The 6,874-nt window shown below is 67.0% G+C and carries 5 protein-coding genes and 1 rRNA gene; 2 read left to right on the forward strand and 4 right to left on the reverse strand.

The genetic code is table 11. The annotated features are described in order from the left end of the window. The 3 genes from ACIBX3_RS43825 to ACIBX3_RS43835 form a co-directional block, all read right to left on the reverse strand. Positions 1-207, reverse strand: a complete 207-nt coding sequence (locus tag ACIBX3_RS43825) for a hypothetical protein (protein ID WP_397126538.1) — start codon at positions 205-207, stop codon at positions 1-3. Positions 208-952: 745 nt separating this feature from the next. Further along, positions 953-1,900: an ice-binding family protein gene (locus ACIBX3_RS43830; protein ID WP_397126539.1), complete on the reverse strand. Its 948-nt coding sequence runs from the start codon at positions 1,898-1,900 to the stop codon at positions 953-955. 205 nt (positions 1,901-2,105) lie between these two features. Continuing rightward, positions 2,106-4,247, reverse strand: a complete 2,142-nt coding sequence (locus ACIBX3_RS43835) for a hypothetical protein (RefSeq protein ID WP_397126540.1) — start codon at positions 4,245-4,247, stop codon at positions 2,106-2,108. Between the two features lie 698 nt (positions 4,248-4,945). Here ACIBX3_RS43835 and ACIBX3_RS43840 point away from each other — a divergent pair. Both ACIBX3_RS43840 and ACIBX3_RS43845 read left to right on the forward strand, forming a co-directional pair. After that, the gene (locus tag ACIBX3_RS43840) at positions 4,946-6,205 is read left to right on the forward strand and encodes a nucleotide sugar dehydrogenase (protein ID WP_397126541.1); all 1,260 of its coding nucleotides are present in this window, start codon (positions 4,946-4,948) and stop codon (positions 6,203-6,205) included. Positions 6,206-6,219: 14 nt separating this feature from the next. Further along, the gene (locus tag ACIBX3_RS43845) at positions 6,220-6,549 is read left to right on the forward strand and encodes a hypothetical protein (protein WP_397126542.1); all 330 of its coding nucleotides are present in this window, start codon (positions 6,220-6,222) and stop codon (positions 6,547-6,549) included. Positions 6,550-6,787: 238 nt separating this feature from the next. On the opposite strand, the gene rrf is transcribed toward ACIBX3_RS43845, so the two are convergent. Beyond that, positions 6,788-6,874 (reverse strand): 5S ribosomal RNA (rrf, locus tag ACIBX3_RS43850); the annotation flags it as partial.

A 6,874-nucleotide genomic window follows, 5' to 3' on the forward strand; every position in this document is an offset into this window, starting at 1 on the left:
CTAGGCCTTCGGCGCGGAGATGGGGGTGAACCCGTCGCAGTACTCGGTCCCCCAGGCCGGCCCCGGCGGCGGTGGAGGAGCGGTCAGAATGCACTTCGTCTGAGCGAGACCGCCGCCCGAACTCGTCACGGTGATCAGCAGGCTGCTGAGGGGCTGAGCGAGTTCGGTCAGCGAGACGCCAATCACGCCCTCGGGATACCCCCGCACCGACGCCAGGCTGTGCCATGCTTCCGGCAGAGGCGTCCGCGGGTCCAGGATCCAGGCGATCCCGTCCGAAGCGTATGCGGTGAAGTTCGTGTCGAACGGCGGGAACGTCAGAGAGACGAGAGTCGTGTCGACCGCGTTGGACGCCCCGGGCAGCCCCTGCGGCCCTCTGGGTCCCTCCGGTCCAGCCGGGCCCTGGGGCCCTGGAGGACCTTTGGAGCCTATAGGGCCCGCAGGACCTTGGGGCCCTGTAGGACCTCGCACCCCTTTGAATCCCCGCGGACCTGTGAGACCTTCCGGCCCACGAGGACCCTCACGGCCTGTGAGACCTTCCGGCCCACGAGGACCCTCACGGCCCGTGGGGCCTTTCGGTCCTCTCGGCCCGCGGAACACCCACACGCATGAATCGCGCCGGCACACTCGGCACCGTTTCCTGTGGCACCGCCAGCGAGCCAGGGCGTGGCCCTGGCTCACCCGCACGCCGGGAAGAGCCCCCTGCACCGTCTCGGCAGTTGAGCCGGCCCGCGCCACCCCCATGTCCACCACTCCCGATGTTCCACAGGCCAGCATCAATGCGACGACCGATATACCCCAGCGAGAAATCACGATGCACCTCTTTCTGACGTGCGCGAGATACCCCGGTCCTGGATGGGCGATGCCCGATATGGATTACGTTGCCGGTAAAAAGCGGGCATCCCGCGACAAGGACATAAGCCCTGTCCTGATATATGCGCCGCAAATAGGGCATTTACCGCCGATTAAGGACCTGTTGCGTTATGGTCGGCGACTCGCTCGGCGCGAAGTAGACCCAGGCCTCGTATACCGCTGTCCCGCCGTTCGCGTAAACGGCGTGGATTTCATGCACACCCCTGGAGAGCTCGGACGTGGTGAACCGCGCGACCCCGGTCGGGTCGGCGTAGGCGGAGCCGATGATGGTGGTGCCTTCCATGAAGAGCACCGTCCCTGTGGGGCGAAACCCTTGAACGTCCCCGCTCACCGTCGCCGTGAAGGTGACGGGCTGTCCCATGCGTGAGGGGTTGGGAGACGAGGTGATTGATGTCTCGGTGGGCGGGTTGCCCGGCAGCGTGACCCGGGTAGCGGGCAGGATGTCGGTGCCTTCGAAGTGGAGCGCCTCGTTGAGCGCCATGGTGCGGCCGTAGACCGCCGCGCCGAAGGCCACGCTGATCGAGTTCCACGCCAGGAGGTTGCCGCGGAACGTGGAGTACTTTCCGAGCCTGGCGGCGTCTCCGACCTGCCAGAAGACATGGTCATCCTGGGCGCCGTTCAGCAGGTCGATGTTGCTCACCCTGGCTGTGGTCAGCGCCGAGTCCGCCTGGAAGATGAAGACGGCGTCCGGATCGCCTCCGGCGTCCAACGTGAGGGTGCCGTCGATGCGGAACGTGCCGTCCGTGCTTTCGTAGACGCCGGGCGACAGGGTACGGCCGCCGAGGTCTGGCGGTATGACGCTGTTGGAGGAACGTCGGTCCGCATCCCGGTAGGCGGCTACCGCGTCGTTCTTCATCGCAGTGGCCTCGGAGCCGCCGAGGTAGATCTCTCCCCGCACCTCCCCGGGCGGGAAGCCGATCACCTCGCTCCCCGGGCTCACGACGAGATCGCCGGTGATCGTGGTGAGGTTCGTGTTGCTGACCATCTCCCCCGCTATGGCCACGCATTCAGCGGCGTACCCAAGGTCCACGGGGGGCTCCTGGCGAACGCGCCTGTCGGGGACCGCCGCACCAACGGCGCTCATCAGGAGCGCGCCGATGACGGCTGCGGACAGCCAGGACGAAGGCAAGGTCCTCATCATGCGCGAAAGTCTGACCAGATGACACGTCCAGGCCTGCCCGGACATCCGAACGGGGCGATCTCCTTGCCGTAGTTTGGGCCAGCCCCGACCACGGTCACCGTTGGACCGGCCGGCTCACCTGATAGACGCCGAAGTCGCCAGAGCGGAATCGACGGCTCGCGAATGACCCGAGAGAGGAGCCGGGTGTCAGCCGACGCTCGTCCACGAAGAGCCATCGCACTCCATAGCGATCGCGCAGCCGCCGGACCGCCTCCGCAGATGGGCGCTCGAAGACCTCGTCGTTGGCCTGCATGCGCTCCCGGTCCCAGAACGGGCGGTCCACCACGCCCTCGCCAGGGCGCCAGCCGTCGGTGTTGCGCGCCGCGTAGGCCCACCCTTCGACCAGCACACGCCGTTCGGTCAGTGCGGCCGTCCAGTAGGCACGGCTGTCGCAGGGGTTCTCGTGTCCCAGGCGGCAGTGTGTGTTGGTGGCCACGATGTCGTCAGGGGCCGAGCGGTCGCGCAGCCACCGGCCCGCCGCGAGGAGCCCCGAGGGCGCGTCCTGCGCCGATGCCCCACCGCACCGATCCGGCGGCATACGCGCCAGCCACGCGGCAGGCGTCCCTGCGGCCGTGACCAGGCAGATCGTCAGCGCGAGCGTACGGTGCCGACTCCGGCGGGCGGCGGCCAGCACGACCACACCGAGGAATGCGAGGTATGGCAGATACAAGACCAGGTCGCTCTGGCCCGGTCGCAACGGGATCCTGACGTCGAAGAGCAGCCGAACGGCAGTCGCGACCAGCACGCCGAAGCCTCCCGCGCAGGCGATGTCCCTGGTGGTCAGGCCCGCCTCCCGTATGGCGAGTGATGCTCCTGAGACCGCCACCATCGCCAGATAGGGGCAGGCGGCTTGCAGGAAGTATCCCTGGGAGAGACCGGGGTGCCCGAGCACGAAAAACGCCGCGCCCCCGGCCAGGGTCATGCCGAGCGCGAGCACGATGGGAGTGCGCAGCAGTTCCCGAGGCCGCACGACCATGCCCAGCACGCCGCACCACGTGATCGCCCCACACAGTAGGGAGAGCCCGCCGACTCCTAGCGTGGCGGCCCATGGCACCTCGGCCGACGCACCCATGCCGGTCAGGTTCCTCCAGGTTACGCGCAAGATCGACAGTGGGTCGAGAACGAGCCCTTGCTGCGCGCCGCCATACAGCAGAACGTGGGAGAGGACCAGGTAGACCACGGCCAATCCCAGCACGACCAGCGCACGCCGCGGCAGCCTGCGCCACCGGACCACCTCAACCACAACGACCGCCATCAGCCCCGCCGCCAGCAGCGGCAGAAATGTCGCCTTGGCCCCCATGACCGCTGCCATCATGATCACCAGGAGCGCCCAGTGCCCCCGCGTCCGCCCCGACCCGTCAAGCAGATCGACGACCAGGAGCACGACCGGAACGAACAGCAGGGCGCAGAAGACCTGGCTCGGGCTCAACCATGACTGCACGGACGCCCAGCTGAACACGCCGGCGACGGTGCCCGCGTACAAGCTGGGCGCCGCGACGAACACCGTGCCGGCCAGGGTGGCCAGCCCGCCCGCCCACGACCGCGTGACCCAGCGGCCGACCGCCGCCAGCAACACGGCGAGAGCGGCCAGCATGGGCAGGACGGCGAGGCGGCAGAGCAGGACCAGCGGCTCCACCCCGGTCACCCAGCTCGCCGCCGCGATGTGCGCGTGGACGAACCAGTGATACGCCAGGGGTTCGCCGGCCACGCCCGGCATCATGGGCGGCATGTGGTGCTTCACCTCGCCGACCAGAGCCAGGTGATATGGAATGTCGACATAGGACGATGCCATCGCCGGCCAGGTGAGTGGGTGGGCGCCGAAGAACTCGGTGGCGGTCCAAAGCACAAGGCAGATCACGATAAGGGTCAGGGACCACGGCCACCAACGTGGCGTACGACCGATGCGTGGCCTGCCCCTCCAGTGCCCGCGCAGCCCCGGCACCGCCAAGAACAGCGCGTACGTGCCGAGCGGCCACGCTACGACCAGCAAAGGCGCCCCGATCGCCCGGGCGGGAATGTAGACGAGCACCTCCAATGCGTAGCCGAGCGCCACGCCTAGCGCGAGTTCCTCGGGAAGGGTGCACTCACGGCGGTGGAGCGCGCGGATCCACAGCAGACCGGGCAGCGCCAGGCCCAGCGCTACATAAGAGAAGAACAGCGCCAGGTCAGAGAGCGCGACACCGTAGCGGCCGCACACCGCTCCCACGCACGCGACCAGCGCGGCTGCTGGGGCCCACCTCAGGCGCGATGCCGCGCGGCCGTCCCCGACCGGCAATCCGTCAGTGCCAGGCGCGGGAGACGGCTCCGAACGCGGCAAGAGATCGGCTTCGGCCATAAGCGCAAGCCTGGCGACGGCTGGGACCGCGGGCAGCGCCAATGCCTGGACAGCACGGCATCTTTACCGTCGATTGGCAGGCGCTTTCCCTCTTTCCGGGCCCCTTCCCTCGCGGCCGACATCTGGGACACGCCGCCGTTCATTCTCGCAGTCATACGATTACGCAACGTAACATGAATTGACGGTGAGGATGCGGGCGCTCTCGGGCGTGATCATCCCATTTCGCCTATCGAACGGTCCGTCGCATGACACTTCCGAACCAAGCGGCCTCAGAAATCGACCCGGAGACCCCTGGCGTTCCGCGTTCCGGTGCCATCCAGCACACGCCCGACGTCGTGCGGCATCTCCAAACGGCCGTTCCGCCATTTCCGCCCCGGACCCGTTCCTCCAGCACCCCCACGCTTCATCGTGGGCTGCTCCCCCGCGCCGGCGTCCGCACCGGTGGGCCAAGGATCCGCGGCTGCGGAGCTTCTCGGCCGAACGGCATCGAGGACTCCATGTGATCCGCGGTAGCAAGTAGCGAACCCTATTCCATTCCGACAATGACTGAGGTCTTTTATATGGGAGAAAAACTAGTGGTCGTCGGCCAAGGCTATGTCGGCCTGCCCCTGGCGATGCGCGCCGTTGAGGCGGGATTCGACGTCGTGGGGATCGACGTGGACTCATGGCGGGTGAAGCGGCTGAACGCCGCCGAGTCCTACGTCGAGGACATCAGTGACGACCAGCTGGCCGAGGCCCTGCGTTCGGGCCGCTACCTGGCCAGCGACGGCTACGCGGACGCCGAGGCGTTCGAAATCTGCCTGATCACCGTACCGACACCGCTCTGCGACGGCGCTCCCGACCTGCGCCACATCGCGGCGGCAGGCCGTTCCATCGCGCCGCTGGTACGGCCTGGCGCCACCGTGATCCTGGAGTCCACCACCTATCCCGGCACCACACAGGAGTTCCTTCTGCCGCTATTGGAGGAGGGCTCGGGGCTGCGCGCTCCCGCGGACTTCCACCTGGGCTACAGTCCCGAACGCATTGACCCGGGCAACGGCCGGTGGCGACTGGAGAACACACCGAAGGTCGTCTCCGGCATCGACCGACCCTCGCTGGAGCGGATCCAGGCGTTCTACGAGCGGCTCGTGCAGCAGGTCGTGCCCGTGTCCTCGCTCCAGGCGGCCGAGCTGTGCAAGCTCCTGGAGAACACCTTCAGGCACGTCAACATCGCCCTCGTGAACGAGCTGTCCATCTTCGCCCACCAGCTCGGGATCGACGTTTGGGAGGCCATCGACGCCGCCGCCACCAAGCCTTTCGGCTACATGCGCTTCACTCCGGGCCCCGGCGTCGGGGGGCACTGCTTGCCGATCGACCCCTCGTACCTGTCGTGGGCGGTCAAGCGGGGCCTCGGACACAACTTCCGGTTCGTGGAACTTGCCAACGACATCAACAACAGCATGCCGGATCAAGTCGTGCAGCGGCTCACCGCGGCGCTGAACGAGCGCGCCAAACCCGTGAGGGGCAGCCGGCTACTCCTTCTCGGCCTCGCCTACAAGAAGAATGTCGGAGACTGCCGCGAATCACCCGCCATCCAGATCGCCCGATCGCTCTGCAAGCTCGGCGCCCACGTCCGTGCCGCCGATCCGCACATCGACGACTACCAGCTGACGTCGGGCATCGAAATCGTCGAAGTCACCCGCCAGGAGCTGGCGTCCGCCGACGCCGTGGCCATTCTCACCGACCACGACCACTTCGACTACGACCTGGTCGAGCAGGTGAGTCCGCTCGTCTTCGACACCCGCAACCGCTGCCACGGCACCAATGTCGAACGCCTCTGACCGGCTTCGTCGACGTGTGCACCAAGCTCTACACGTACGACCTCGGGCTCATGTACGGCGAGCACTACGGCTATCGGTCCAGCCTGAACCAGTCGATGGTGCGGCACCGGTACCAGAAGGTCGCCGCGATCACCTCGGTGGTCGAACTCGGGCCCGGTGACCTGGTGCTCGACATCGGCAGCGACGACTCCACACTGCTGCGCGTACCCGTCGGACAATCCAGAACTGGTGGGGATCGACGCGACCGGTACCGAATTCCGCGATGGTACCCACTGCATGTGGCGCTGATCAGCGAGTTCTTGACCAAGGACGTCTTCATCCGCGCGTACGGCTCCCGCCGTTGACGGACTGACGGTAGTGCGCGGCGAGATCACCGACGTTTACGGAGGGAGCCTCAGCTCACCTGAGTATGCGACACCGTGATCGTTCACGCTATGTGCCGATCATTTGCTACCGATCTCTCCGAGCAACGATGCCTGGAATGCGTCCGCGTCGATCCGGCACCGCACGTTCAAGGGCTCTTGCGCCGGGATACAGAAAGGCCCCCGACCGTGTGGTCGGGGGCCTTTCTGTATAAAGATTGTCCGGCGGTGACCTACTCTCCCACACCCTCCCGAGTGCAGTACCATCGGCGCAGAGAAGCTTAACTTCCGGGTTCGGAATGTAACC

Source organism: Nonomuraea sp. NPDC049480 (genome assembly GCF_044465905.1).
GTDB lineage: Bacteria > Actinomycetota > Actinomycetes > Streptosporangiales > Streptosporangiaceae > Nonomuraea.